Origin of the sequence: Paenibacillus sp. MABNR03 (assembly GCF_050455445.1) — a bacterium.
GTDB lineage: Bacteria > Bacillota > Bacilli > Paenibacillales > Paenibacillaceae > Paenibacillus > Paenibacillus xylanilyticus.
In genome coordinates this window covers 441,329-467,703 of record NZ_JBCIYR010000002.1, presented here as the reverse complement: position 1 = coordinate 467,703, position 26,375 = coordinate 441,329, and the positions used below count along the sequence as shown (strand labels likewise).

Annotated in this window: 24 protein-coding genes and 1 pseudogene; 10 read left to right on the top strand and 15 right to left on the bottom strand. The window is 48.9% G+C overall.

Annotation, left to right across the window (positions count from 1 at the left end; all coding sequences use genetic code 11):
* The first annotated feature begins 278 nt into the window (after positions 1-278).
* Positions 279-1,961, top strand: coding sequence for a sigma-54 interaction domain-containing protein (locus tag AAIH57_RS10680; RefSeq protein WP_430021609.1), 1,683 nt, complete (start codon positions 279-281; stop codon positions 1,959-1,961).
* Positions 1,962-1,992: 31 nt separating this feature from the next.
* Here AAIH57_RS10680 and AAIH57_RS10675 read toward each other — a convergent pair whose 3' ends face one another.
* Positions 1,993-4,068 carry a hypothetical protein gene (locus AAIH57_RS10675; RefSeq protein WP_430021608.1) on the bottom strand — a complete coding sequence of 692 codons (2,076 nt, stop codon included), beginning with the start codon at positions 4,066-4,068 and terminating at the stop codon, positions 1,993-1,995.
* 338 nt (positions 4,069-4,406) lie between these two features.
* On the opposite strand from AAIH57_RS10675, the gene AAIH57_RS10670 reads away from it, so the two are divergent.
* Positions 4,407-4,688 carry a hypothetical protein gene (locus tag AAIH57_RS10670; RefSeq protein WP_430021607.1) on the top strand — a complete coding sequence of 94 codons (282 nt, stop codon included), beginning with the start codon at positions 4,407-4,409 and terminating at the stop codon, positions 4,686-4,688.
* 26 nt (positions 4,689-4,714) lie between these two features.
* Here the strand turns inward: AAIH57_RS10670 and AAIH57_RS10665 are convergent, their stop codons facing one another.
* Positions 4,715-6,385 carry a PucR family transcriptional regulator gene (locus AAIH57_RS10665; protein WP_430021606.1) on the bottom strand — a complete coding sequence of 557 codons (1,671 nt, stop codon included), beginning with the start codon at positions 6,383-6,385 and terminating at the stop codon, positions 4,715-4,717.
* A gap of 189 nt (positions 6,386-6,574) precedes the next feature.
* On the opposite strand from AAIH57_RS10665, the gene ald reads away from it, so the two are divergent.
* Positions 6,575-7,708 (top strand): alanine dehydrogenase, encoded by a 1,134-nt coding sequence (gene ald, locus AAIH57_RS10660; protein WP_430021605.1) that lies wholly within the window; start codon positions 6,575-6,577, stop codon positions 7,706-7,708.
* 156 nt (positions 7,709-7,864) lie between these two features.
* Here the strand turns inward: ald and AAIH57_RS10655 are convergent, their stop codons facing one another.
* Entirely contained in the window at positions 7,865-8,782 is a 918-nt protein-coding gene (locus AAIH57_RS10655) for a PD-(D/E)XK nuclease family protein (RefSeq protein WP_430021604.1), read from the bottom strand.
* A 261-nt stretch (positions 8,783-9,043) separates the two neighbouring features.
* Between AAIH57_RS10655 and AAIH57_RS10650 the strand changes: the two genes are divergently transcribed.
* Positions 9,044-9,727, top strand: a complete 684-nt coding sequence (locus AAIH57_RS10650; protein WP_175398081.1) for a serine/threonine protein kinase — start codon at positions 9,044-9,046, stop codon at positions 9,725-9,727.
* 105 nt (positions 9,728-9,832) lie between these two features.
* Here AAIH57_RS10650 and AAIH57_RS10645 read toward each other — a convergent pair whose 3' ends face one another.
* Positions 9,833-10,741: an AraC family transcriptional regulator gene (locus tag AAIH57_RS10645; protein WP_430021603.1), complete on the bottom strand. Its 909-nt coding sequence runs from the start codon at positions 10,739-10,741 to the stop codon at positions 9,833-9,835.
* A gap of 129 nt (positions 10,742-10,870) precedes the next feature.
* Here AAIH57_RS10645 and AAIH57_RS10640 point away from each other — a divergent pair, with 129 nt between their 5' ends.
* Both AAIH57_RS10640 and AAIH57_RS10635 read left to right on the top strand, forming a co-directional pair.
* Positions 10,871-11,758, top strand: coding sequence for a sugar phosphate isomerase/epimerase family protein (locus AAIH57_RS10640; RefSeq protein ID WP_430021602.1), 888 nt, complete (start codon positions 10,871-10,873; stop codon positions 11,756-11,758).
* A gap of 54 nt (positions 11,759-11,812) precedes the next feature.
* Complete coding sequence (locus AAIH57_RS10635) at positions 11,813-12,826, top strand: Gfo/Idh/MocA family protein (RefSeq protein ID WP_217506559.1); 1,014 nt, start codon at positions 11,813-11,815, stop codon at positions 12,824-12,826.
* Between the two features lie 171 nt (positions 12,827-12,997).
* Here the strand turns inward: AAIH57_RS10635 and AAIH57_RS10630 are convergent, their stop codons facing one another.
* The gene (locus AAIH57_RS10630) at positions 12,998-14,317 is read right to left on the bottom strand and encodes a glycoside hydrolase family 125 protein (protein WP_430021601.1); all 1,320 of its coding nucleotides are present in this window, start codon (positions 14,315-14,317) and stop codon (positions 12,998-13,000) included.
* A 233-nt stretch (positions 14,318-14,550) separates the two neighbouring features.
* Between AAIH57_RS10630 and AAIH57_RS10625 the strand changes: the two genes are divergently transcribed.
* Positions 14,551-15,603 (top strand): LacI family DNA-binding transcriptional regulator, encoded by a 1,053-nt coding sequence (locus tag AAIH57_RS10625; RefSeq protein WP_430021600.1) that lies wholly within the window; start codon positions 14,551-14,553, stop codon positions 15,601-15,603.
* A 138-nt stretch (positions 15,604-15,741) separates the two neighbouring features.
* On the opposite strand, the gene AAIH57_RS10620 is transcribed toward AAIH57_RS10625, so the two are convergent.
* From AAIH57_RS10620 to AAIH57_RS10610, 3 genes are all read right to left on the bottom strand, one after another.
* Complete coding sequence (locus tag AAIH57_RS10620; protein ID WP_430021599.1) at positions 15,742-17,352, bottom strand: DUF4179 domain-containing protein; 1,611 nt, start codon at positions 17,350-17,352, stop codon at positions 15,742-15,744.
* Positions 17,333-17,905: an RNA polymerase sigma factor gene (locus AAIH57_RS10615; protein ID WP_430021598.1), complete on the bottom strand. Its 573-nt coding sequence runs from the start codon at positions 17,903-17,905 to the stop codon at positions 17,333-17,335. Before AAIH57_RS10615 ends, AAIH57_RS10620 begins: the two co-directional genes overlap by 20 nt.
* A gap of 190 nt (positions 17,906-18,095) precedes the next feature.
* Positions 18,096-18,602, bottom strand: a complete 507-nt coding sequence (locus AAIH57_RS10610; RefSeq protein WP_430021597.1) for a mismatch-specific DNA-glycosylase — start codon at positions 18,600-18,602, stop codon at positions 18,096-18,098.
* A gap of 93 nt (positions 18,603-18,695) precedes the next feature.
* On the opposite strand from AAIH57_RS10610, the gene AAIH57_RS10605 reads away from it, so the two are divergent.
* Entirely contained in the window at positions 18,696-19,616 is a 921-nt protein-coding gene (locus AAIH57_RS10605) for an AEC family transporter (protein WP_430021596.1), read from the top strand.
* A gap of 109 nt (positions 19,617-19,725) precedes the next feature.
* On the opposite strand, the gene AAIH57_RS10600 is transcribed toward AAIH57_RS10605, so the two are convergent.
* From AAIH57_RS10600 to AAIH57_RS10590, 3 genes and pseudogenes are all read right to left on the bottom strand, one after another.
* A complete protein-coding gene (locus tag AAIH57_RS10600) occupies positions 19,726-19,977 on the bottom strand; it encodes a hypothetical protein (RefSeq protein WP_095288864.1) in 252 nt (83 codons plus the stop codon).
* Positions 19,978-20,221: 244 nt separating this feature from the next.
* A pseudogene (locus tag AAIH57_RS10595) lies at positions 20,222-20,539 on the bottom strand (polynucleotide kinase-phosphatase); the annotation flags it as partial.
* A 3-nt stretch (positions 20,540-20,542) separates the two neighbouring features.
* Positions 20,543-21,346, bottom strand: a complete 804-nt coding sequence (locus AAIH57_RS10590; RefSeq protein WP_430021595.1) for a nucleotidyltransferase domain-containing protein — start codon at positions 21,344-21,346, stop codon at positions 20,543-20,545.
* A gap of 226 nt (positions 21,347-21,572) precedes the next feature.
* Between AAIH57_RS10590 and AAIH57_RS10585 the strand changes: the two genes are divergently transcribed.
* Positions 21,573-22,928, top strand: coding sequence for a helix-turn-helix transcriptional regulator (locus AAIH57_RS10585; protein ID WP_430021594.1), 1,356 nt, complete (start codon positions 21,573-21,575; stop codon positions 22,926-22,928).
* Positions 22,876-23,724, top strand: a complete 849-nt coding sequence (locus tag AAIH57_RS10580; protein WP_430021593.1) for a WYL domain-containing protein — start codon at positions 22,876-22,878, stop codon at positions 23,722-23,724. Before AAIH57_RS10585 ends, AAIH57_RS10580 begins: the two co-directional genes overlap by 53 nt.
* 43 nt (positions 23,725-23,767) lie before the next feature.
* Here AAIH57_RS10580 and AAIH57_RS10575 read toward each other — a convergent pair whose 3' ends face one another.
* From AAIH57_RS10575 to AAIH57_RS10560, 4 genes are all read right to left on the bottom strand, one after another.
* Positions 23,768-24,256: a hypothetical protein gene (locus tag AAIH57_RS10575; RefSeq protein WP_175398068.1), complete on the bottom strand. Its 489-nt coding sequence runs from the start codon at positions 24,254-24,256 to the stop codon at positions 23,768-23,770.
* A gap of 228 nt (positions 24,257-24,484) precedes the next feature.
* A complete protein-coding gene (locus AAIH57_RS10570; protein WP_175398067.1) occupies positions 24,485-25,225 on the bottom strand; it encodes a hypothetical protein in 741 nt (246 codons plus the stop codon).
* Positions 25,222-25,920, bottom strand: a complete 699-nt coding sequence (locus tag AAIH57_RS10565) for an ABC transporter ATP-binding protein (RefSeq protein ID WP_175398066.1) — start codon at positions 25,918-25,920, stop codon at positions 25,222-25,224. Before AAIH57_RS10565 ends, AAIH57_RS10570 begins: the two co-directional genes overlap by 4 nt.
* On the bottom strand, positions 25,913-26,323 hold the full coding sequence (locus AAIH57_RS10560) for a GntR family transcriptional regulator (RefSeq protein ID WP_175398065.1): 411 nt from the start codon (positions 26,321-26,323) through the stop codon (positions 25,913-25,915). Before AAIH57_RS10560 ends, AAIH57_RS10565 begins: the two co-directional genes overlap by 8 nt.
* Positions 26,324-26,375: the final 52 nt, after the last annotated feature.

Here is a 26,375-nt window from a genome sequence, read left to right as displayed (position 1 = left end):
CTTAGGGACTTAATATATTTAAAACTAGTTAAAAAAGAGAAGCAATATGTATTTATGTAAGCGTATACTAATTTTGTTAACCTTGTCTATTTAGATTCCAACTCTTTAACACCTACACCCCATGTCAAAAAATATATACACAACTTATTTCGAGCGCTATAATATGTCTAACAATCATTCTCCGATCATTTCATTGCTCAACAACGATTCGTACCGCAAGTAGCGATGAACAAAACAGGTGTCGTTTCTGATCATCATGCTCGAATGAGGTGAAACCGATGAAACATTTACTTCCAGATGTGATGTCCCTTCTGAGGACAGACCTGAGTAATTTGAATGAGTCCCTTCCTATACCCATTATTTCTTCGTCCACCGACCTGTCAGAGACCTTTCACCATTTCAACGAAAGCCCCTACCTGCTGGTTCAGGATGAAGGTCTTCCAATGGGATATATTTCGCTAAATGATGTTTTGCAACAAATGCTGCACGCCCATCGCCTCATAGAGGCTTATTTTGAGACCACACTCGAAACGGCAGGGACTGCGCTAACCCTGATTAACGAAGAAGCCAAGGTGGCTTACTGGACGTCAGGTGCAGAGCATGTTTTTTCCATTAACAAAAAGGACATCATCGGACAGCCGGCAGCAAACTTTTTCCCACCTGATCGGCTGCAATCGCTCAAGACGCTGTACACTGGCGAAACCGTCTATCGCAAGCAGCATCAACCTCGGCCGGATCTGTTTGCTCTCATCAATGCTCGTCCAGTTGTACTGGATGGGCGCATTGTGGGTGCGGTAGCTGCCGAAGTAGATATAACAACTGAAATTCGCCTGCATCAGGAATTATTACATATGACATCCAAAGTTCAGCATTTGGAGAAAGCCGTCGCGCGTTTGCGCCCGGATTTGGACCCGTTCGCAGGAATCAAAGGCAGCAGCCCGGTCATCAAACAGTGTCTCGAGACCATACGCAAGATCAGCACGACCTCAGCCACGGTACTTATTCTCGGGGAGAGCGGAACAGGCAAGGAGTTGTTTGCCAAAGCCATTCATGACCTGCGCGAGCCGCAGACAGCCCCCTTTATTGCCATTAACTGTGGAGCCATCCCCGCTTCTTTGTTCGAGAGTGAGTTGTTTGGATACGAGAAAGGGGCATTTTCCGGGGCAGATCCAAAAGGGAAAAAGGGGAAAATTGAACTTGCCGAAGGCGGTACACTCTTTCTGGATGAGATCGGCGAAATGCCACTGGATCTGCAGGTAAAACTGCTGCGTGTACTTCAGGAGAAGAGCTACTTCCCCGTTGGCGGAACACGCATGAAACAGGCGAATTGCCGGATTATCGCGGCAACCAACCAGAATCTGCTGGGCATGATTGCCAAAAACCAGTTTCGGGAAGATCTCTACTACCGCCTGAATGTCATTAATCTCATCATTCCTCCCCTGCGCATGCGCAAGGAAGATATATACGAACTAACCCAAAGCTTTCTCCAGGAGTTCTCTCTGCTCTATAACCGCCACATCGAACTGGTCCCTCCCGAAGTATTCAAGCTGCTGTTCAGCTATGAATGGCCAGGCAATGTAAGGGAGCTTCGCAATGTGATTGAACGCATCACCATTCTTACAACAGACGGTGAGGTCAAGCCGGAATATCTGCCGGAATCCCTCACCTTAACTGTGGAACTGCCGTCTTCCACAGCTGATGAGCCAGCAACGTTACAAACTATAACAGATCTGGCATCACTGTCTTCTACCGGAGACGTACGGGAAATCATTCAAGAAGACAACAATGGCCCCTCATTTGAAGTCTCTCCCCTGTCCTATCAGGAACAGATGGATGCATATGAATCGAATCTCCTGCTCCAGTGTCTACAATCAACAGGTGGTAATAAGCGGACACTCGCGAGGCAGCTCGGCATCTCACGAGCAACGCTCTATAACCGAATGAAGAGACTTGGTCTATGACCAGCCTCTTCTTCATTTTTTCCATATGAAGTTATAATACCCGTGCCAGCCGGATCAGCGCAGTTCGCAAATGGCGGTAAAATGTCGCCCGGCTCATCGAACAGGCCTGAGCCGCGGCCGTCGGATTGCCCGCATGGGTCCAGTAAGCTGCATACAAAAGCATCTGGTCCTGCTGAGAAATTCCGTGGGCACGTCCCTCCAGCAAATCCAGCACGCGCAGCTGCAGCTCCATCCCATCTTGCACACCTTTTACTCGTGCAGCATAGGTATGCAGTTCACCTGGAGAGTGCAGATGTGCCAGCATTTTTCGCAAATCCGATTCAGTCCAGGGCAATTGATCCATGTCCCCATCTTTCGAGCCATGCTGTATCCTGCTCCCTTGGTTTTCGGGATCCAGCAGGGACATTACCCATTCTCCGAATTGTCCATTGCGCAAATCCAGATCCAGCACATCCGCCTGATCTTCATACTGGTCACAGACGCGAGTTCGCGCTCGCCTCATTCGAAAACCGATGCTTTGTAAAAACAACTTGAGGTTCGGGTTGGTAGCGACCAGCATCACTCTCGCCCCGTCACCCAGCAGGGACAATCTGTCCAATGCCATATAGCCCACGAGTTCTTCACGTTTGTAACCCGGCACATCGTCCCTTGCAGCTGCCAGTACGGCAAAATGGGTATCCGTCTGATCCGGATCACAATGCAGTTCCTGCGGGGTAAAGCATTCCTTCATTTCTGCCGGAAAATATCTTAGCAGCATCTCACTGCTCTCCCGGTGGACGAGTACCGTAATAAACATGGCAATGGGATCACCGCTCCTGTCACGCATCAATACAATTCCTTCAGGATAACGCTGTGCCAACTCATCTAAAAAAGGACGGTAAGGCTCCGCCTGCCATGGTTCTACACTGTATCCGCACCATTCCTCCAACAATCTGTGCAGTAAGGGCAGGTCACCTTCCCGCATCACCTCCAGCGGTGAAAACAGGGAATCGGTGGATACATCCGCATATTTTCGATGCTGAAGCATGGATTCCTGACACAAAAGGAGCATCCTCCGGGCAATCTGTCGCTGTTCATGCGGTCCGGCCTGTGCATGAAGAGGCATTAACAAGCCCGCAATACGTACACGCATGGCTTGCAGCCGCTGCGGCTCACGCTGACGAAAGTCCCGAAGCAGGTGCAATCTGGCCAGATCATGCAATGCCAGACCATCCGGATCCGAGCGGATGAAGGACATTCGCTTAAGCGCCTGGTACTCTTCCAGTGTGACCTCCGTTTGCAGGACAGAAGATAACAATTCCTGATTCGCTGTTTCGAGCAGCGTGAGTACCTCGATCATGGGATGCAGCCGCGGCAGCGTCAATTCAAGCAGCAGCCGTGCACTGATCATGTATGACAGTTCTGCCCACTCCGCCAGGTTTACATTTTGTCGATGGTTCGCCGCTTCCACCGCAAGGGCAAGCCCAAACGGATGCCCGTCCGTCATGCGTGCAATGGTCCCCGCCATGCCGGTATTTAACGATCCAGCACTAGCAATGTATTCCGAAACTTCTTCATTCGTAAAATGCTGAAGCGGCATCTGCACCAGACGCTGCTGCAAACGGGGATGCGATCGCCATGCCGTAGTTGGTTTAGATCTTGATGCCAAAATGACCAGTACCCCGGCAGATGAAAGTTTGGTCACAAAAACCTCCATAAACCAACTTTCCAGCAAGGCAAGCTCTTCATAATTGTCTACCGCAATCACCAATCTCTTGTGCACTGATGTTTCATTCAGACGGCTAAGAGGCCGGAGATCGACATTGCTCTCCATCGTTTCCAGCCCCAAAGTCGAGGACAGATACTCCAAAAAGACCGAGGGGGTTGAACCACAGGATCTGCCATCCATCCATATGGCCGTAGCCCCCCGATTACGGGATACCGACAACATCTCCGAGAGCAGGGATGATTTGCCGATCCCTCCCATTCCCATTACTGAAAAAATGGTTAAAGGAGCTTCCGGATCGTCAAACCATCGATCGAGGGTCATCATCTCCTTGGCCCGTCCTACAAAACGTTTGCCATGTTCATCGTGTCTGTCGCTCTGTACCTCACTACTGTTTCCCATGTATGTCCTCCGTACTAGATACTGCTACTTTTACTATACGCGATACCCTTGCAAAATTGAGACTATATTGAGACGCGCAGTAACACATGAAATGATAAAATCTTGAAGAAAGCCAAATAATTGAAAAATCTCTAAACAGCGTGATGCAAACGTTTAACACGGGATAGATGAACTAATTTCGCTGTTTAAACATAATTAACCGTTCCGCCAATCGAGCACACCGATCTAGTGGCATTTGCCTATGGCAGACTCTGAAATACATAAGCATTCACTGATCTCAAACTTCTTGCTTACCTTCCATATACCATAAGACGATATTCCAGGAAAGGCGGATTTGTGTGAGAAAAAACCTCGATATCTGTAATTTGAGCGGACAACTCGGAATCAAACATGAACGATTGGTTGAATGGTTGGGAGAAAAAGAACTTTATTCCCAAAAGTCAGAGATAGGGGGCAGCACTGATCGAACGTTATCTCCTTACCGATTAGCGGCTCCTACTTCATTATCCCTTGCCCCATCCACGGGTCAACCCAAGCTCTTTCGCGGTCGACGTTCCGTGTCAGGTCATTCGATTTTGCCAGAACTGCGTCCGTCCCGCCGTATCGGTAAAAACTACTAAACCACTTTTCCACTGCTTCCACAGCATCAGGAACGTTGAGCCTGTTCATCCTCAATCATGTTATGAGCAAGAAGCGCCATCTCCAGGCAGACTCTTCTCCCCTGTTCCATAAAACCAGGTCCCATCAGCTCTTCCAGCTTCTCCAATCGATTGTACAAAGTCTGTCGATGTATGAACAATTGGGCAGCAGCGTCACGCTTGGAACCAAAATTTTGCAAATAGGCTTCAAGCGTCTCCACAAGCTGGAGGTGGTGTGTACGGTCATATTCGATCAGCACACCCAGATGGTCGTTCACGAAAGGGCGAAGGAACGATTGAGGCAGCGCCTTCAACATTTGATATATACCCATACGTTCGTAAAAGCAGATATGTTCCATCCGCTTCACGGATCGGGAAACCTCAATAACCTGATAAGCTTCCTGCAGACTCTCCGGCATGCCGGTCAAGCGGTTGCGAATCTTGCCAAACCCGGCATGAATCGCAACCTGCTTCAGATTGCGACCCGCAAACCGTCTCACATCACCAATAATGTTTTCAAGTGCTTTAGCCAGCTTCTGGGACGTAGATGTACTGCTCTCTTCCTTGGCACAGCATAGGTAGACCTGGTTATTTTTCAGCATGATCAGGCTGGGCAGATTGTTCTTCTTAAGCAGGGATCTTAACAAAACCAGAATATCCTGATGGTTTGCCTCCATCCGTTCCCGTCCTGTCCCTTTCAGCTGATGCTCAATTTCAATAACCCCTCCAGCAAACCAGTACTGGCCCTTCACCAGCAATCGAAGTCCCATCCGGGTCTGTGCCTGCTCCTCCTGATGGATATGACCATTCATCAAATCCTGAATTAATTCATTCTGATTGCGGACCATCTTCTCTTCGAGAAACTGCGAACGCAGGGTCAAAGCTGCTGCTGCTTTCGCTGTATAATCAAGCAGCAGCTTGAGGTACTCCACTGGTGCAGAAGGATGCACGATCATGCCCACTGCAGAGAACACCTGGCCAAAACAGACGACCGGGTGACACAGCAATACATTCTGTTCATCGATGCGAAACCATAATTCGGTATCCGAATCATTGAGATCCAAATGCTCCACTTCCTGTTCATACCAGGTATAGATTGCCTGCTCCATCTCCGGGGGGAGACCTGGCACGAAGCTGCCTGGCTCCATGGAAGAGATGTACACAACCGGTTTGGCCGCATATTCATGAAGCAGATTCAGTACAGCAGACATGTCGGTACTCTGTAACGTCCGCTGCTGAAGCTGACGTGAGTACGTCTCCAGACTCTTAAGCAGCTGGTGCTGGTGATTAATGAGCAGAGCATGAATATCCTGTGTAATCTCAACGAACCTTACCGGCTGTTCAAATACGATGAGCGGAAACTGGTGACTGTCCGCAAGTTTAATTAATTCTTCAGGAATGCCATGTATGCTGGTGCCGAACTCGACGCACAACCCCGCCGCTTCACTCTGAATCAGCTGAAGCAGATATTCTTCACGTCCCTCTTCCGATTGAAGCCACAGCCCAGTGGATAATATAAGGTCATGGGGACTGACATATGGAGAAACATTGGTAATCTCCAAGACATGAACCCATCCGACCTGACGAGATGTTCCCCCTTGTCCTGCAGCCAGACGCGCTTTGGCAAAGACAGGCCGTGCCAAAAGATCCTTTATCGTAAAAACACGATCATTTCTCAATATCGATCCCTCGTAATGTTATTTTTTCTTACATTATAATTCATGGACAAATGTCCTGAACAGCCCTTTTCGACATGATGTTGATTAAACCTTCGAAAACATAGACATAAAGTAAGGTGCAAATCCGTTAGTCAGGTCATAAACTTGTAGTATAAGTTGACAACCATTAAATGGACGAGGTGCATGGGTATGAGAATCGGAATTCCAAAAGAAATCAAAAACAATGAAAACCGTGTAGCCATAACCCCTGCCGGTACTGCTGATTTTGTCAGAGCGGGGCATCAGGTGATGATTGAGCAGGGCGCAGGATTGGGCAGTGGATTTACGGACAGCGAGTATCAGGCAGCCGGAGCTGTCATTCAGGATCTGGCCCAAGCCGTTTGGTCAGAGGCGGATATGATTATCAAGGTCAAAGAACCGCTTGCGAGTGAGTACGCCTATTTCCGTCCAGGACTGATTCTCTTCACCTATCTGCACCTGGCTGCGGAACCAGCACTGGCCAAAGCGCTCATCGAAAGCCGGGTAACCGCCATAGCGTATGAGACGCTTGAGGTTAACGGTACGCTCCCATTGCTAACCCCAATGAGTGAAGTTGCCGGACGAATGTCGGCTCAGATCGGGGCCCAGTTGCTGGAGAAAACCGAAGGTGGCAAAGGCATTCTGTTATCCGGTGTCCCTGGTGTTACCCGTGGCAAGGTGGCCATTATTGGCGGAGGTACGGTCGGTACCAATGCGGCAAAAATTGCAATTGGTCTGGGAGCGGATGTGACCATCCTTGACCTGAATTTGAATCGCCTGCGCCAGCTGGATGATATATTCGGCAATCAGATTCATACGCTGGTATCCAGTGCATCCAACATTGCGGCAGCTGTCGCTGCTGCAGATCTGCTGATCTGTGCGGTGCTGATCCCCGGCGCCAAAGCGCCCAAACTCGTCACCGAGCAGATGGTTACGACCATGGCACCCGGATCGGTCATTGTGGATGTGGCGATTGATCAAGGCGGGATTGTCGAAACCATTGATCATATCACGACCCATGATGAACCAACTTATGTGAAACATGGTGTCGTGCATTATGCGGTAGCGAACATGCCAGGCGCGGTGCCGCGCACGTCCACGGTGGCGCTGACCAACGCCACCATGCCTTATGCGCTGCAGCTGGCCAACCATGGTGCAGCCTCCGCGATTCGCGGCAGTGCGTCCATTCGCAGCGCGGTCAACGTGCTGAATGGACATATCACGTATGAGGCAGTTGCCCGGGATCTCGGGCATGCCTATGTTCCTGCAGGACAGGCGCTGGAGAATCCTGCCGCTGTCCAGTAATCTGTATATGGTCGTTCCACCCGGCGCCTTGTCGCTGGCCTGTGGAACGAGAAGAAGCGCCAGTCCGGTCAGGCATTGACCGAACTGGCGCTTCTTGATTTATTTTTGCATGGAATAGACTCGTGTATGGTTATAAGTTCTGGGTATTCATATGGTTCAAACTGCTCGGTCACTGCACACTTCCCGGAAATTGCAATCCCTGCATGCCCGGTGTGAGGGCATCGGGGTAAAGTACGCCATCTCCTTTGGCCGATTGTAATACTCATCCGCCACGCAGGAACGCATCTCTTCGATATATCTTCCCACATTGTCCTCGACCTTCTGCAGTTCCTCTTCGGTCGGGGTAAACTCGCGATGTGTTCCGGTCAACAGATATTCCACTCGCAGCTCAATCTGCTCCAGCGGCACCCGGTAATGGTCCCTCACATACGCTGCATACAGCATCAGCTGATCCGTGAAGTCATCCTCCTTGCCTGTCTTCCAATCCACAATCACAATGTTGCCGTTGCTGCGGCGATACAGCAAGTCCATCTTCACATATACACGCGTATCATGCAGGATCATGGTGTCCCATTTCTCAATTTCCAAAATGTCCGTACTCGCCCGGGACAGGTCTTCCCAGGTAAGCGTCTGATACATATTGTGGACACATGCCGAAGCTCGCTCCTTGATGGTTGCAATTCGGTCATTCAGCGTGTCATCTCCGTAATAGATCTCGGATAACATCACCCGGTTCTTCGGGTCCAGCCGCCACTGATCAAGATCCATGGATTCCACATAGGCCTGATTAAGCAGCTTGCGCATCGTCTGTTCCAGAAAATGCTCACGCGGCTTGTCTTTGCCTTCCTCCCTGCTGCGAACCGCAGACTCACACATGCGGTGTGCAAGATCACCAAACACGAGATATAGATTGCTGAGCTGTTTTAATCGGTACAGTCGAACCTGCATCTCATCAGCCGATTCGGTCTTCCAGCCGTTATGGGCTCCGTAATAATGATAATAATATTTGCGCAGGCACTCATCGAACATGCTTGCCCGCGACTGCGAATAAGACCACTGCGGGTATTGTGCCATAAGCTGTTCTGCCTTTCTGTATACCGGATCTGCTTGAGATCCCTTGATGCTCACAGTATAAAGGATAGGGTAAAAATGCCGCAAGCTCTCCCGCTATTTTCTTCTGCACGCAACCGTTTCCGATTCGAAGCGTAACGTTTATATAGTAACATCACCAAAAGATGAAATTGCGGAGCAAAACGCATAATATACTAAATAGAGGACAGGATGTTGCATATCATTAGAACATGTACAGGCATATCCTAAAAGGAGGCACCACCCATGAATCGACCGGATTGGTTCCAGGCGGAAATAGCTTTGCAACAGATCCAGGTCATTGGCAGCGACCGGAATGAGCTGGTGAATATCATCGGTCATGCAGAAGGTATCTATTGCATCGGAACAGGTACGGATGCGGCTGTCTTTACCTATGACGGATTGCCGCAATACGCCTTCAAAGTGTATTCTGATCACGCGCTGGAGAAACTGGAGAACGAGAAGCGGGTCTATGAACAACTCAGAGGATTGCCTTATTTCCCCACTTATTACGGCAGCGGACGAAACATTCTCGTGATCAGTTATGAACCCGGAGATACCCTGCTGGAGTGTCTGGAAAAAGGAATCCCGGTTCCCGAGCAGGTCATGATTGATGTCGACGAAGCCCGTGCAGCCGTACGCAGCCGGGGCCTGAATCCACGGGACATGCATCTCAAAAATGTGCTGCTTCAGAATGGACGTGCGAAAGTGCTTGATGTATCCGAGTACATTAAGGAAGGCAATGACAATCGATGGGAACATCTCGTCTGGGCTTATCACAACATTTATCCAAAAATCAAAGGCACGCCCATTTCACCACGTATGCTGCAGACGATCAAATGGGGTTACAATCAGCTGGATCAAGCCAATCTCAAAATGGACGACCTTTCCAAAAAAGCAAATCGCCTGTTCGCCAGGTTTATGAAATAAGAATGGAAGGTTAGATGCCTTCTCACTTCAGAGCATTAATAATTCAAACCCGGATCAGAGCCAGAGATGGCAGCTATCCGGGTTTTTCCGTACGTACAAGGGAGATCAGTGCAGTCTTCCAGTCTCCTTCTTCATCCGCCCCTCGGAAGGAGTCATCCCCTTGTACTGCTTATACAGTTTCGTAAAATAATTGGCATTGTCGCACCCCACTCTGGCAGCAATCTCGGTTATGGTCAGATTGCTGGTTCGCAGCAAGTGTTCGGCTTCTGTCATCCGACATCCATTCACGTATTCGACGAAGGTACGGCCCGTCAGTTTTTTAAACATTTTGCAAAAATGATATGTATTCAGTCCCACCTGACTGGCCGCTTCGGTCACGGACATTTTATCGGCAGCATTGGCTTCGATATGTTCGATCAATTGTTTAAACCTTTCCCGGTTTGGAAAATACGAACCCGTTGTTCTTTCCGGAAGCTGCTGGGGCATAAAGGTACGGGCCAGCATCGTAAACAAGGCGTGCAGTTTGGACTTTGCAACGAGCTGGTAGGCAGGCGGCTGCATAACCATCTCTTCAATCGCATCATGGATTAGCGAGTAGTAGTCGAGGCAGATCCTGTCCTGCTCCGCTGGCTTTACCGGAAAGCGAATTCGCCCCTCCAGATACGGAGCCACGTACTGCAAATGAAGTGGATCATGCGTGAAGTCATGAAATAATGCCGCATTGACGACGACCGAATCATACTCCAAATCCCCCTCTTCCAGGGCATAACCCACGTGAAGCGTCCCTCCCGGAATGACCAGTACCTCTCCCGGTCCAGCCGTATAAGGCCTGCTGTCAATATGAAACACGGCGTTGCCCTTACGCATGGCAATCAATTCAAAGTGCTCATGCCAATGCAGATACATGATACACTCTTCCGATTTCATGCCTGAGCAGCGATTCTGGAACAGTTGAAACGGATGTGATTTATGATCAATTCGGGTATTTTCGTGAAGCGCTTTCAGGTCCAGCACGGCCTCTTCCCCTTCCTCACAAAATCGGACTAATATTGCACAAGATTGTATAGAGCCACACGGCAGATGCGCGGCTATAATGAGTGTGTCACGAAGTACTATAAGCCAATATTGGAGTGAAATACAACCATGAAAAATCAATTGCGCATTGGCACCCTCGTGGGTGGAGCAGATGCTGTCCGTGTAATCCCGCAGATCATGAAACATGGTTTCGAATCATTCAATCTGACCTTCTGGCAAACGACAGGTGATCTGGACCTTACCGAAACAGCCAAACGTGTCCGCGAGCTGGTAGACGAACATGGCATTACCATTTCTGCAGTCAGTGTTTTCGGCAATCCGCTGACCGGTGCCGGGAACAACGCAGACACATTAGCCAGCTGGGAACGGGTAATTGATCATGCCCACTTGTTTGGAGCGGATATTGTCTCCGGCTTCACGGGACGTCTTACCGATCAGCCCATTGACGAGTCCATACCGCGGTTTAAGGAGGTTTTCGGCGAATTGGCACGCCGGGCGGCAGACCGGGGTGTACGAATTGCTTTTGAAAACTGTGATATGGACGGAACTTGGCAGAAAGGCGACTGGAATATCGCCCACAATCCGACGGCTTGGGAAATGATGTTCAATGCTGTTCCGGATGAAAACATTGGCCTCGAGTGGGAGCCTTGCCATCAGATGACCAGCCTCATTGACCCGATTCCCCAGCTTCGCAAATGGGCGCCCAAAGTGTTCCACGTGCATGGCAAGGATGCAACCATTGCCTGGGATATCGTCAAGGAACATGGTGTTCATGGTCCACATGAGTTTGTCTGGCATCGCACGCCCGGCTTCGGAGATACCAACTGGTCCGACATCATCACCATTTTGCGGCAAAACGGATACCAGGGAACGATCGACATTGAAGGCTGGCACGACCCGGTGTACAGAGATGAATTGGAAATGACGGGACAGGTGCACGCTCTTCGCTATCTGAAACAATGCCGCGGCGGTGATTTTGTTCCGAATCCGGTATAAGGAGATGATTGAGTGAGTCAGCAGCATCGGATAGTTGTCGCAGGTTGTGGAGCCATGTCCAATACTTGGGTGGACTACGCCATGCAAAGACCGGACACGGAAATCGTTGGGCTTGTCGATCTACAGGAACACCAAGCAGCAGCATTGGCTGCACGGCACGGTCTCTCCTGTCCCATTTTTACGGATATTGCTGAGGCCATTAAAGCTACAGAAGCCAATATTGTATTTGATGTCACCATTCCCGCAAGTCATTATGGCATCGCCATGACAGCATTGCAGCAAGGATGCCATGTGTTTGGCGAAAAGCCACTGGCAGAATCCTTCGCTGAATGTGAGGACATTGTCCAGACTTCACGCAAGACAGGCCGCATCCAGGCTGTGATGCAGAATCGCCGCTTCGATCCGCGCATTCGTGCCTTTCGGGAGCTTATCGCCGGAGGCAGCATTGGCAAGGTCGGTTATGCGGGGGCAGATTTTTTCCTCGGACCTCATTTTGGCGGATTCCGTGATATGATGGACAGTCCGCTGCTGCTGGACATGGCCATTCATACATTTGATCAGGCCAGACTTATCCTCGGAGCCAATCCAGTGTCGGTCTACTGTCACGAATTCAATCCTCCGGGTTCCTGGTATGCAGGCAATGCAATGGCTTTATGCATCTTCGAAATGTCTGACGGTTCCGTATTCAACTATCGCGGATCCTGGTGTGCAGAAGGTGCACCTACCTCATGGGAAGCGTCATGGCGTGTAACAGGAGAAAAAGGGACGGCCATCTGGGATGGACATGATGATATTTATGCAGAAGTTGTTGCTGCGGAGCACCTTGGTCCTGACGGAAAACCTTCCTTTTTCCAGCCTTCAGAACGAATTGAAGGTCAGCTGCCTGTGATGGAGAAATCCGGACATCATGGCTGCCTCGAAGACATGTTCACTGCGCTCGAATCGGGGCGACTGCCAGAGACGGATTGCAGCGACAACCAGTTCAGCATGGCGATGGTGCTCGCTTCCCTGGAAAGCGCCCGCTCGGGCCGGAAAGTGTTCATTGCCGATCTGCTGAAAACAATGTAGCACGGAGACTTTCCACAGCTTCATAAACAGTCAAGCCCAACCGCACAGATTTGTGGGTTGGGCTTGACTGTTTAGTATTTTGTTGCATCTTCACAAAATGATAACAGCGATCGAAAGATGGTAATGCAATTGCAGTATTTGAGTGTAACAGTATAACCAATTTATATCCCTCTATAGGATCTCTTTTTTCATTGCTTTGTACACCAGCTGCGAGAACAGACTGTTGGACCAGGCAAACCACGGTCTTGTAAAGGTGTCCGGATCATCGGCATGAAAGCCTTCATGCATATACCCCGTCCCTGCATCTGTATTCTCCAGAAGTTCAATCATCTCCAGCATCTCCTCGTCATTGTCCGCCGTCAGTCCCTGCATGGACAGCGCCATATGCCAGATATATCCTGGCGGAGTATGCGGACTTCCGATCCCTTTGGCTGCTTGCCCTTCATAATAGAACGGATTCTCCTTGCTTAAAATAAACCGGCGCGTATTCTGATACACGGCATCCTCCGCTGACGCATATTCAAAATACGGGATGGACATCAGCCCCGGCGTCCCCGCATCATCCATCAGGCAATAATTGCCGTAACCGTCTGTTTCGTAGGCATAGATTCGTCCATAGACCGGATGATTGTATATGCCGTAAAGAGAGATCCCATGACGAATCTCTTCTTCAAGCCGTGTCATTTCGCTAACCAATTGTTCGTCCCGGAATACCCATTTGGCGATCTCCCCCATCTGGCGCAGGGTCACCGCAGCAAACATATTTGCAGGGATGTTATAGTGAAAATCACAGGCATCATCACTCGGACGAAAACCGGACCAAATCATTCCCGTATAGTTCACAGGCATTCCGAGTCCTGCATTGCGCATCGTATCATGGGCAGGACAATTGCGGCGCATAAACCGGTATGGCGATTGCTCGGCATGACGCTGCTCTGTTTGCCATAAATGGACCACACTCTCCATCACCCGTTTGAAGCGATCATCGAAAATATCTGTTAATTCCGTCTCACGCCAGTATGTATAGGCCAGTTTCATGGAGAAACAAAGGGAATCCAGTTCAAACTTGCGCTCCCACACCCATGGCGACATCTCGGTCTCATCATTCGCATCCCAGTGCCAGCCATTGGCCGTTTCGTTGAACGCATTGGCATAAACATCGATGTCAGCATAGAACATATGCCGTTTGATCAGTCCTCCGATAATCCGCTGTAATGCTACATCTTCCTTCGCGAGCGGCACATAATGCATGACTTGTTCCACTGAATCACGCAGCCACATGGCTGGAATATCTCCGGTAATGACAAACGTTGTCCCATCCTCAAGCAGCTTGGTCGTCGTTTCCAATGTATTGGGAAAGCAGTTGCGGAACTGCGCAAGCAGTCTCGGTCTGTGCTGCAGCTGCTGGTCCGCCTCGATCAGAATATCTTGCACAGCCTGCGGCAATTCCAGATGTGGCATGGGGATTTTCGGTAATTTGAACTGTTCCATGGGCGTTATCTCCTTCGACATGAAGTATGGTTGGGTGTCTGGATTTAGCTGCTCTTTTACTCTCCCAGAGATGGTGTCTTCTTTTCGCAGGTTTATTATTGTTATTTTTGTTATCATAATATATAATAACGTTATTAAGTGTAGTGTACTGTGTCTTGGTGATGTCGTCAATTTAAAACTGCTACGAGTTCACTTCAAAATAATATTTGTTTACATATGAAGGAGTCATGAAAATGTCCCGCAAAGTATCCATTCAGACGCTGGCTGACCAGCTTGGATTATCCAAATATGCCGTTTCCCGTGCACTCAGTGGCAAGACTGGAGTCAGCGAGTCCACCCGCGCCCGTGTGCTTGAATTAGCCAGAGCTCTGGGATACCGTCAAAACACGCCTGGCAGTAGTGGTGCACCCACGGCTGCAGATCAATCGGAACCACCGTTTGCGCTCATCTGCATGAATCAGCTAAACCGCGGGGAGCCTCACTACTGGCAGCGGGTGTTATCCGGTATGATCTCTGGCTGTAATGAGCGTGGCTGGCATCATGCCATTGTATCCCCTTCACTTGGTACCGGGGATGAACATACACCGCCGGAACGGGCAATCGCTCCGCATCTGGACTGGGAACGCTGCGCTGGCGTCATTGTTATGGGTGCATTTCCTCATGCCGTTCTGCAGCGACTTGCTCAGACAGGCCGTCCCATCGTTCTGGCGGATCATCAGGAGCCGCTCCTGAACTGCGATACGATCAGCCATGATAATCTGGAGGCAGGCATCACCGTGGTCCGGTATCTATTATCACTACAATCACGCAGAATCGGATTAATCACGGACGACGGCCGTGCGGCCAGCTTCGCCCAGCGCAAGATTGGTATGGAGCTGGCATTGAATCATTTTCATACAGGTCAGGGTCACATCGCGACATTCCGGGAGTGGAATGTTCCTTATGAGCAAGGGGAATGGGTTAACCAACTGGCAAAAGAGATCATGCAGATGCCCGAGGATGAAAGACCCGATGCATGGATTGGAGTGAATGATGATATCGCCTTGCAATGGATGAACAAGCTGCAGGAGATGGGGATCTCTGCGCCTCAAGACTGCCGCGTGATCGGCATTGATAATGTCCACTCTGCCGCTACTTCTTCCCCACCTTTGACGACGGTCAATCTGTGTAAGGAAGAACTTGGACAGCGGGCCATTGAGGCTTTGCAGCGACGCATTGAACGCCCAGGTACACCGAAGGAGACGGTCATGCTCGCCACTTCCCTTATTCCACGGGAATCGGCTTAACTACGTTCGGGCAAACGTCTAGCATTATTGTGCCGGAACAGACGCAAAGAAGGCCTCACACTTATAATGTGCGAAGCCTTCTTCATGCATTGCAAATGTGTGTTTATTAACAATTCGTTGGTCTCTCTGGAATGATCATCATTTCTGCCATGGTAGGCTTGTATACGTGGGCAAATCAACTTCCCAATCAACATCACTAAAATCCTGCTTCAAGACCGTTCGTTTTATGGTAAGTTTTGTCCCCTTGTTCTTATAAAAGCCACGGATAATCAGTCTGAGATCCTCTATGGTATACTCTCCCTTGCTATTGGGTTGACCTGTAGAACTACCCATTAATTCAACAGGATATTCTGTTCCTTGATCATCAATAGCCACCAAATGCTCGTTATAGTTAAAGTGCTTAATAGTGGTGCTGCTAGTTCCTTCTAGAACAAGGGAGGATTCTTTCTCCAATTGCCCCTTTGATAAATTATATGTTTCCTGTGCAGCTTCAAAACTATAATCATGCAATGCAATTTTACCGTCCGGATCATCATACTGTATCGGTTTGCTGCGGATCTGTTCCAAATCCACCTCAATGAGTTTCTCTTCCTTCACCGGAATGGTGTAGCCATCCAGTACAAAGCGAATCTTCTTCGCATCCACCGTCACAAATGCAGGGTCCCACGTCTCAGACAATCTCATCTGTCCCCCATCCAGGCTTAACTGGCTTGTATCCCGTAATCTGAATTTGGCTTGACGGGCATTCGACCTGCTTCCGTTAAATACACGGTACTCATTAGTTTCAGGTATCTCCAGATGGTACAGCAGTTCCATTTGTTCCTCCCAATCCTCTCCGACTTTTGCACTCAACTGATCATTCAGACTTACATTCATATCAAGCCGGGTTCCGTTTGGCGTTCGTACCAGCTGCGTCATATCCAATTTCAAACCTTCCGGCGTTGTATATGTGTTATTCATAGGAGCTTCTACAGCCAGGGATTTGGCTTTGGTCATATCGATGTTGAACTGGAAGCTCCAATCCACCGTGACATCTTTATCTTCGTACGATTTTGTCTCGAAATTATAATAGCTTCCTATATTCAAATGCCCCAGCTCCCCACGTACAACTACCTCATCAGGAATATTATCGTGCAGCTGAAATGCAAATCGTTCAACTGTAGAATTACTTGATCTGGTATCTCTAACGAGACTAGCAACCTGTCGCCCCTGATCATCCGTAATATGGATTCTCCCCATTTCAGGGGTTAACGCAGTTAGATTTAAACCATCAGGCATGGTTTGTTGCGTAGTAATTACGATCTGCGAGCGATCCACAAGCACATCCTCGATCTTGAGCGTGTAGCCCTGATCCTCGATATGAATATTTGGGTTAACTACAAGACCGAGTGGCTTGAGACGTTTGTAATCATCGGCGAGATAGGAGTACTTCAGTTCCTCTGGTACAGGAATATTGGGAAGTGGAGGATTATTCACTGCGTTGACCGCAGGTTGTTCAGGCCCTATTTTATAATCCCTAGCAAACCAGGCTCCCCCTGCAAGAATTACAACAGCCGCTGCTGTAACCCCCATACGGCGCATCCAATGGGTTCTAGAAGCCTTTTTCACGAATAAATTCCTGTCTGCCTCACTGTCCATGGACACATCAACCAGTTTCTTCATCACCTGAAGTGTAAAGTCTGCATCCGGCTCCTCGCGGAACAAATGCTGTTCCCATAATCGGTCCTCATCATTTGGAATAGGCTTCATATGTAGCCAACCCTCCTTTGCGCTCCATCTGTTTCTTCAGCATCTTTTTCCCGCGGTACATGGCGTTACGAACCTGTGCTGCACTCATGCCGGTGATATCTGAAATTTCTCCATAGCTCAGCTCATTGGTATATTTCAACAGCAGGACAAGCCGATAAGATTCCGGCAGTTGTTCCATCTGGCGGTATATTTCCCGCTGCATCTCCTTATGCAGCACATGCCTTTCCGGTGTTTCTTCACTGGCTGGCTCCATACCGGGTTCATTTGCCATCATCACGGGTTTCTTTTGCCTGATAAAATCCCGCATCCGATTCACAGCGATGGTATATACCCAGGAAGAGAAACTGCTTCCTTCCCTCCGGGTTGGGAGATAGCGATAGATCTGGATAAACGTGTCCTGTGCAAGATCCTGCGCATCCGGATGACTCGCGCCCATTCCGCGTAGAATGCCGTAGACTTTATTTTTATATCGATCCACGAGCACGGCAAAAAGCTGTTTATCCCCCGCCATAATTCGCTCGATGAGCTCCTCCTCCTGCATATGTTGAGTCATGTAATCCCCCTTCTCTACAGCTTCCATGCATGGTTCTGTACTATATAGACGGAAGTACTTTCCAAAACTTCTCACTTTATCCCAAAAAAAAGAATTCGCTCCGATCCGGTTATAGCCGGTTGGGCGAATCCACATCGAGCTTTGGCTAAGTTAGTAAACCTGTTCAGCCTCTCTCTCCCGCTTATAATCCTCATCGTTTCTGCGAAACAAAGTCACTAAGCTGTGAGTAGATAGCAACAATCTCATCCATCGACATGCGTACCAGTCCGCTGGAGGACGGTGCAACGAATTCCTGAATTTCCGGGACTACCGGGTCGTCCTGGAAGCCCCACTGCACTTTCGCGCGCTTGCTGTACTGGGTGTACACTCCTTTTCCAACAAAACAGGCAACTTCCGGTCGGTACTGCTCCAGCTTTTGCCGCAAAATCTGGCGTCCCTCCGCATATTCTTCACGTGTAATATCTTCCACGCCTCTAGTGGGCCGGGCTACAATGTTGGTAAATCCATACCCTAGTTTAAGCAGCTCACCGTCTTCTTCCGGATGATATAAACGAGGAGTCAAGCCGGAACGTTCAAGAATGCGCCAGAAACGGTTGCCTTTATAGGCATAATGATGACCGGTTTCGCCTGATGTAATGCTGGGATTGAATCCGATAAACAGAATCGATAACCCAACATCCAGATGATCTGGAATCATATTCACATGACCTCCTTGGTGTATAAAATGATATAATGGTTGAAGTGTTTTCGAAATCGGACTGAAATTTTCATGAAAAAGGAAGCTGAACTGATGATAGCAGACATCATGCTTGAAGTCGTCCTGCCCGTCTTTCTCCTGATCGGAGTCGGGTCCTGGATGCAAAAGGTGTTCAAGCTCGACTTGTACACCCTCGCCAAAATCAATTTCTATTGTATTACCCCCGCAGCCGTCTTTATGAGCATGTATCATTCCGATATGTCGGGTGAACTGCTCGGGACTGTCACTCTGTTCTATGCCATATATGTAGTTATTCTGTACATCGTAGGGTCTGTGTTTGCACGTACACTTCGGTTGAGTAAAGGCATGAAGGCAGCATTCAACAACAGTGTTATGCTGGACAATGCAGGCAACTATGGTCTGCCGATTAATGCGCTCGTATTTCGCGGAGACCCGCTTGCCTCTTCCATACAGGCTTTGGTCATGTCCTTGCAGTCCCTGCTGACCTTTACGTATGGAGTACTATCCATCCAGGGTGCGAAGCTAAAAGGTAACTACCGTGCGGTGATTATCGGGTTTCTCAAAATGCCGGTTCCCTATGCACTCTTACTGGGGATTCTGTTCCATATGTGGAAGGTGCCACTGCCAACGTTTTTGTCCATGCCGCTGACGTATGCACAGCAAAGTATGGTTGCCGTGGCACTGCTGACACTCGGAGCACAGATTGTAAAATATCCTATTCGGCTGTATCGTCTTGATGTGTATATTAGCACATTTTTACGTCTCCTGATTGGTCCGGCTATCGGCATCTCGATTGTATTGCTACTGGGTCTGGAGGGGATTGCTGCACAGGCACTGATTATTGCATCCGGTATGCCTACCGGTGTAAATGCGTCCATTCTGGCCGAGGAATATGACAACGAACCTGACTTTGCCGCTCAGACGGTGCTCATCTCGACACTCTTGAACATCATTACCATTACGGCACTCATTTCTTTTGCCAAAACATTTTGATACACAAAAAAAGTCCATGCGCTCCGTAAATCGGATGAGCTTGGACTTTTTTCGTGTCACAACATATGCCATCTGTGCGAGTAACTCTTACTGCACAGCCCGAGGAAAATTAGGATTCAAACGTTGTCCGTTCTGGAAACTTACCACCTTCCCTGAACAAACATCGGACCAGCCGCTGTGCTGCCCGATTGAAGAAAAAGCTGGGGTTTACCCCTTCGACCTGAACGGGTTCCAATTCCTTCACGCTTTCCTTGATTTTGTTCATTTCAATCAGTCCCATCTTCCGCTCATTGGGTCCGAATCGATAAATAACCTTTTCATCGTCCTCCGTCTGTTTCACCAGCAGAATCATTGACGCCATGCAGGTTACCCCCTATCGTTACGTTATGAGATTCCAATGACTACTTGCTTATATAACATTATTACCCAGATGACATGGGAAGGATATAGGGCTTAGGTTAGTTATATTGAAATTAAGACTCCTAATTCAAATGATCTTAAATGCAAAATTTTTACAAATAAAAAGAAAGACAGGCCTGGATCTCATCCAAACCTGCCTTATTTCTAGCTAATACAATATGCATTCCCCGCTTTTTCGAACTCTATTACAATCGAGGATCGACCTTTTCGGACTCCAGAGAGAGTGTCGCAAGCACACATTCATGAACCCGCTCCACAGGCTCCCTGCGTACAAAACGCTCAATCCCCTCCATCCCAAGTGCGCTTTCCATCAGGGCATGACGTTCTTTTTTGGACGTTTTGCGTTTACTGAGCCGGGACAAATTGTCGGGTTCCAGGTAATCCATCCCATAGATGATGTGCAAATATGCACGTCCTCGTACTTTAATCGCAGGCTGGATCATTTTGTTCCCATTCCAGGCGCGGAACGTTTCCGGTTTGATTACTATGCCTTCATGTCCTTCTGCCTACACTTCATCCGCCCATACCTCTTCGAGTGCGAAGCGGAAAATGCGATCCAGTTCTTCATATTGAATTACCTGTTCATTCGTCATGGACGCAGCCATGTGTTCGTAATGCTCAATTTTCTCTGCCAAATAGGATTGAATGGCTGGCAGCTGCGGCTCCAGATCCAGCTCCTCGCCGGCTCTTTTTCGTCTTAAAAGCTCTTGAATTTCTGCATAGAGCAGGGTATCGGCAGGTATAATCTCCTCAAGCAACTGATCGAACTCCATTGGCGGCATTGCATCATATCGTTCGATCCAGCCGCACGCGAGCAGTGGACGCAGCACATAGAAGTACTTTTTGATTCTCACCTGCTCGCCTTGTAAATAATCCCGAAAGTTCCCTTTGGCCATGTTCAGATAATGGTACATACACGACTTGGGCGAGAACGTGAGCGGAGACCATGAACGAATGTGTTCTGCCACACTGTACCGTTCGTCATAGCGAATGGGCGATTGCAGCCACTCCAGCAGCGGTGGATTCGATTTGCGAAACAGCTTGAGCGCCTTTTTCAGATCCCAACCATTAATATCGAGCTGATCACTGATCGGCCGTTCAATGACATCCCGTTTATCTTCAATCGACAAGTACCATTCCAGCGGTCTCACATACAGGAAACGCACATCATAATCACTATCCTGTGAAGGAAATCCCCAGGCTCGACTGCCTGACTCGCAGGCATAGATAATGCGCACCCGTTCCTCCTGTTCAATCTGTGCAAGCTGCTGCCGAATCGTCTCTCTCATTTCTTCATGAACGTGGGTCATGTCTGCCTGCCTCCTTCATCTGTTCTGTTGTTTTCCAAACATCTCTTCATACCCTCATTATGCCTAACCCATCTATACAAGAACATGGCGAAAGTATGGCGACCTTTATAAGTTTAAAATGAAACCAGCCACTCTTCCTGTTACAATGAAGGGATACGAGAAGTGAGAAGCTTAGCATTCCATTATCCTATTTGCCTGACTCCAGGCCACCAGGGAGTGATGATTCATGGCCAAAGAAAGCTTTGACAAAGAAATTCAGTTTCTCCGCATGCTGTCACTGACAAGCGGTGCATACAATCGCAAACAGTATGCCGAACGACTTGGCATCTCCGTACATACCTTTGATAAAACCACACGCAGGTTAAAAGAAATCATGCAAACTGTTGCGGACCCGCGCAGCGGATCCGAGCCAAGCAAAGAGATGACGGACCTCGTCCGTTTTCAGTATGGTGAAACTGCAGAACCCATGCTGCTGTTCCTCTATCGTGCCAAATCGATGAAAGAGACGGAGGTTCAGCGACTTTCCGTCATTTTACATACGCTGCAAGGCAGCGCACTGACCGCCTTGGAACTACTGGATGCCTGCTGTGCCGATCTGCCCGAGGAACTGGCACTGCCTGACGAAAAAACGATCCGCATCGATCTGAAGTATCTGGAGGAAGTCGGCGTGATCCGGAAGGAATCAGGTGGCAGGCCTTATCGATATATGCTGCAGCAGGACGTCCTCACCAAACTAACGGCCCAGGAGCAGCTGGAGTTATATGATTTTGTAGACATCATGGCCAATACCCAAGTCCCGTCAGTACAGGGATATTTGTTAAGAGACAGTCTCAAGAAGGCAATTGCCACTAGCTATCCCGAGCAGGAAGTCACTGAACCTTTTATATACAAGTACCATTATTATTCCCGCATTCTGGACGAAGCGCACTTGTACACCTTGCTTAGTGCCATTCGCCAGTGCAAGCGAGTCCAGTTTGTCTATTTTCCACCCAAAAAGCCCTCCAGCTACAGCTCGCAGAATACAAATCCGCGATTTGAACGGGAAGTTGGCGGACACGCCAATCGGATTCTTCCGCTCGAAGTGGTTTATGATCACCAGTATGGCCGTTGGTATGTCATTGGATATCAAGGGCGCCGTGGGTTTGTGAAGTTTCGGATGGAAGGCATTACACAGATGGAGGAACTGGATGCGGTCGACGCAGCGTATATGCTTGAACTCAAACAGCAATGGGCTGAGGCCAGCCGGTACAGCTGGCTGGTGGATACGGCAAAAACGGTAACCGTTCAAGTCCGTTTTTTTCATCCCGAGAGCGAGCAGCGCAACTTCATTCTGGATCGGGTGCGTCTGCAAGGCCAGTGGGGCACGATTACACCCGAAACGGATCACACCTTTCTGTATGAAATCCGGGTGAATGGTACAACGGAGATTAAGCCGTGGCTTCGGAGCTTCGGCTCAAGCTGCGAGGTCATCGCACCTCATAGGCTGCGTCAGGAGATGATCAAGGAATGGAAGGAGATTGCGCAATATTATGAATCTGTTCGAGAAGATGTTCAACTATCAGATCATGACGAGATTGAATGAGACTGGACTCTTCACCTGGACTTCGCAGGAACGGTCCTGGCTCCGAATGATGTTGAATCACACGGCTGCCCAGGAAGCATTGACCCCTTCCACGTACAGCAAACTGCAAGATATGCTGGATATGGAGCAGGATCTGAACCTGCAGGAGTACTTGACCGAAAAAGCGAAGAGTGAAGAAAACAGCGTCTCCCATCCCCTGCTCAAACCATTGCGAAAGATCATTATGCATCAGCAGGGCTTTCGTCTGACGGGGCGGGTCCGCAATGGGCAAATCATTCAGGATCAATTCGGGTTCCCTTATAAGCTTGAATATTCCATGGTCAAAAAAGAATGGTACGTGCTCTGGTACGCTCCCCGCTTCGGCAAGCTGATGTCAACCAAGCTGCGCAGCATTATCACTGCGGAGCCACAGCACATCGAACCGGAAAGTCTGTCGCAATACATCGCACTGATTCCTATTTTGACCGAGAAACGAAAGACAACGGTCACGATTGAAGTGCTGCCTGAATTCAACCAGGAACTGTCGCGAATTCTATATGCCTTCTCCTGCTTCGAGAAACAGGTTGAGTACGTGGAAGCACAGCGTTCTTACCGGATTGAGCTGACGATTCCCCGAAGTGAAATGGATTATGTGCTGTCCAAAATGCGTTTTCTGGGCAAACGGGTTCGAATTGTAGAGAATGCGGCGCTTCGAAAGCGCATGTCCGAGACCGCTGCCAAGGTGCTTGCCCGCTATGCAGATCCGGAGCCAGAAGTGAGGTCTGAACCGGCTCACGTGATGCGAATAACCCCATAACAACACCAACCCGAACCATCTGGTTCGGGTTGGTTAATATGATCTATGTGGCGGCTGAATTCCGTCTTTTGTTAATCGCATGCACACCCATAACGACGGCTATCAATTCATAGGATTCCAGCTGATCAGACTCATTATTTAGTACAAAAGCTCCCGAACTGAACCAGCCGCTTGTACGTCTAAAGCTTGCCACCGTTCTGCCGCCCATCCCGGTAATGTCATATTCCTGAGAAAATGCCGGGGCGGTTACCTCATACACACCTCGTGGTCCCGCATCATATTCATACCTTTTGCTGAAAAAGCTCATTCTGGCTCGTAAGACACCCATTTGTCCTCCATCCGCTGAGGTTATTTCCCAGCGATTGCTTAACATGCGGAATTGACCGCTGCAGGTCAGCCCCGCTGGATCGAACACATCGATCGATGTGCCAAATGCACTTTTCAAATCCAAATGTCCTGCCTGCTCCTGATCCTGAGTCATGATTTCGGTGTAGCCTGCGTTGAAAAAGTTGTCCCTGAAATACAGCTCCATGACATCCTCCCCTTTTACTCAAATTAAACCTGCTCCGGCATAAAGCACACATTATATCTCTATTTACGTATGCGAACTGGAAAAGGCTTCATAACGTGGAGAATTCCCAGCTTCCAGACCATAAAAAAACGAGCGATCGTGATCGCCCGTTTCAGCTGTGCTGCCTGGAGTATAACCAATCCTCTGATCCATCTGACAGATGTGCTAACTTAAGAATGAATTGGTGGTCTAAACCTCTACCTTTTTGCTGTTCAGATAAACCGCCGCCGCAATAAACAGAGCCATGAGCACAGCTTCGAACACAATATGCGCATACACGGCACCAGACCATTCGAACATGCTGGAGGTAAACGAAATTTCGGTATCGCTCTCGGTAACCTGGAAAACGTCCATCGGATCAATCCGTCCGGAGAAAATGAGATTATCCAGCCAGCTTACCAGGGTGCTCAGGATGAAAAATGAAACAATGCCAATCCAAGGTCCGCCTTTGAAACGGAAGCTTCCACCAATGGAGATCGACAAAAAGATGGTAACGGCCATGAACATCGCAGTCCACCAGGCAAACAGGACACCCGTTGCTACATCCGAAATTCCAATGTTGATAATCTCGATATAACTTGCGACCTGTGAACCCGGGTATGCGGCATTATAGATGGTGAAATGGAGTACCCCCACAGCGAACAATGCCAATCCGCAGATCGTTCCAAACAAAAGTGGAGAGATCACATGGGATAATTCCGACACGGGTACAAGCCGCCGATTGTAGGCTCGGATGTTGGACCAGTAGGTTTTAATCATTTTCACAAACAGGGCCACGCCTATGCCGATGTAGGCTACTATAGCCAGAATGCCTGACTCCACTTCAGGAAGGAATGATACCAGAACGATCTGAATGACAATCAGGATCGCCAGCCCAGCCAGCAGGCTGCTTATATTTCTTCTAAAATCATACTTCAACAATGTCATCATTCCGCATAAACCTCCTTGAACATTTCATCCACACTTTTACCGTATTTCAGGCGAAGCGTCTCTACCTCTTCCTGCATCACTTTCTCGCCCTCACGAATGAAAATGACTTCATCGAAAATCCGCTCAATATCCGTCACAAGATGGGTGGAAATAATGAGGCTGCTGTCTTCGTCGTAAAATTTCACGATGGCATCCAGAATCTTGCCGCGGGCAACCGGATCGACACCTCCAATAGGTTCATCCAGTAAGTACAGACGAGCCTTGCGGGAAAGAGCTAGTGTTAGTTGAAGTCTTTCGTTCATGCCTTTGGATAAATGCCGTACCTTGTCACCCTCTGCAAGCTTCATGAAATCAAGCATTTCCCTGGCCTTCACTTCATCAAAATCAGCATAGAAATCGCGGTAGTATGCGATGGCATCACGAACCTTCATCCATTTCTCGGTCAATGGGCGATCCGGCATAAAAGAAACGAGTGACTTGGTCTCAAGTCCAACCGGTTTACCCGTAATCTGAATGGTTCCACTCGTAGGATGCAGCAAACCCGCAACCAGCTTCATGAGGGTGCTCTTGCCGCTGCCGTTACTTCCGAGCAGTCCCACAATTCTGCCCGGAGCGATGGCAAGTGTAACATCGCTTAGCGCCTTCTTGCCGCCATACATTTTGCTAACGTGATTCAATTCAAGGATGTTACTCATGCCCCGCCCCTCCCTGTTCATTGCCCTGCTGTGAATGCTGCCCTTGCGCTACGGCCTCCGCTACAATCGTAACGATATCCTGCTCCTCAATGCCCAGTTCCTGCATGCCTGTCAAAAAACGCTCCAGCAGCTCTCCTGCCATTTCTTTTTTGATCGTCATAATTTTCGACTCCTCACTTGTCACATATCTTCCCAGACCCCGTTTCGTTTCCACTACTTCTTCCCGCTCCAACTCCTGAAATGTTCGTTGTACCGTATTGGGATTAATCTGTAATTCAGCCGCCAGTTCACGAACCGAAGGAATCTTATCTCCAGCCTTCAGTGTGCCTGTTACAATCTGCTTCTTGATGTACTGCATAATCTGCAGATAAATAGGTAAGTTGTTATCAAATTCCATAGTCACAAAGCACTCGCTCCTTCCTGTATCGGTGTGTTAGTTATATAGTACACTGGTG